Below are 1,602 nucleotides of genomic sequence, written 5' to 3'. Positions count from 1 at the left end.
CAGATTGATGATAAACCCCTCTTTTTTCGGAGGGGTTTATTTTTTCTAGCAGCCGAAGGCTGCGATCGCGATATTTTTTAATAAGGCGTTTTTGTTTTAGTGTTGAGCTCTTAGAGGGCAATAAGTGAGTCATTTACTCGATTAGCGGGTTTGCGAGCGAGATTTGAGGGTATTTAGGCTTATACAGCCTTGGCTAAGGCCATTTTCTTCATGTTTTGACATGCAGCGGCTAGCAGACACTGCATCGAGACCTTACTGAGTCCGCGATAGCGACAGTATCGATGTCCGTGGTGTTGTTTTGCATCTGCGAAGCTTCGTTCTACCGTTTCAGCTCGCCTTCGATATTGCTTCTTCCCCCATTCACTTAATCTGACTTCGTTTGCGTTCTCGACACTCTTCTGCCAGACATGGCGCGTTATAACTTTTGTGTGATTCTTACTGTTTGTACATTGCTTACGAACGGGACAGCTTATGCATTGCTTCGCATCAGAGTGATACTGGCGGTAGCCTTCGCGGTTAGTGGTGTTGTAAGCAATAACCTGGCCTTGGGGGCATGTGTATGTATCAGATTCTGTGTCGTATACATACTCGCGTTTAGCGAAGTAGCCTTTCTTTTTCGTAGGGCGACGATACCCCATTACACCAATCAGTTGTCGCGCTTCGAGGTGATGACACACCGCGGCGGTGAAGTAGCCCGCGTCGAGACCAACGGCAATATGGTTGAGTTTGAAGGTGTCTCTAGCTCTATCAATACGCGCAATGATAGGTTGGCTATCGTGAACATTTCCTGGTGTCGCGTGTGTATCAACGATAATACCGTGACGCCCATCTACGATGCGATGGTCTAGGTAGAAGAAGCCCTTGGGCTTCTCATCGCGCACCATAAAACCACTATCAGGGTCAGTGCGGCTGACTTTCGTAGGCTTCGTGCAAGGCTTGTCTTCCTTACACTTCAGGGGCTTTTTTCCCTCTAACTCCCTGTCTTTGGTTACTGCTTCGTTTAGCTGTTCCACATAAGCTGACGGTGTCACCTTCAAGTCTTTTATGTCGAAGCGTTTCTTGTTGGCGTTCGCTTTTAAGTGCGTGCTATCGGCAAACAAACTCTTACCACCAATGAGTCCTTGCTTCATGGCCTGACGCACAATGTTGTCGAAGATAACCTGATAGATATCGCTGTCTTTAAAACGCTTGATGCGGTTTTGACTCAGCGTGGAATGGTGAATCACATCTTCCGTCAATCCCATACCTAAGAACCAGCGATACGCCACATTTACTTGTATCTCTTTAATGAGGCGTCGCTCACTACTGATACCAAATAAATAACCGAGAAACAGAATTTTAAAAAAGCGTACGGGGTCAACCGAAGGGCGACCGTTATTCTGACAATATAGATGAGCCACCTCATCGCGGATAAACTCAAAATCTATCGCCATATCAATTAAACGAACCAAGTGGTCTTCTGGTACCAGTTCATTGATATATACGGTTTCAAACTCGTATTGTTGTGGGGACTTTGGGGTTAGCATGGTGAACACTCCGAATTTCACTATGCCTATTAGATCAAAGCCCCAGACTTTCGTCTAGGGCTTTTTCAACAGTCTG

General features: G+C 46.1%; 1 protein-coding gene. It reads right to left on the bottom strand.

Annotated features, from left to right (window positions below; all coding sequences use genetic code 11):
• Nucleotides 1–179 precede the first annotated feature (179 nt).
• Nucleotides 180–1,526 carry an IS1182 family transposase gene (locus NO989_RS21740; RefSeq protein ID WP_061439450.1) on the bottom strand — a complete coding sequence of 449 codons (1,347 nt, stop codon included), beginning with the start codon at nt 1,524–1,526 and terminating at the stop codon, nt 180–182.
• Between the last annotated feature and the right edge of the window lie 76 nt (nt 1,527–1,602).

This window comes from Alteromonas sp. DY56-G5 (genome assembly GCF_041414725.1).
GTDB classification, from domain to species: domain Bacteria; phylum Pseudomonadota; class Gammaproteobacteria; order Enterobacterales; family Alteromonadaceae; genus Alteromonas; species Alteromonas macleodii.
The sequence above is the reverse complement of the archived record's forward strand: the minus strand, read 5'-3'. Positions and strand labels throughout refer to the sequence as shown.

What these genes read in the sequence shown, in the direction of transcription:
- NO989_RS21740 (WP_061439450.1), bottom strand. Translation starts at nt 1,526, where the DNA reads ATGCTAACCCCAAAGTCCCCACAACAATACGAGTTTGAAACCGTATAT.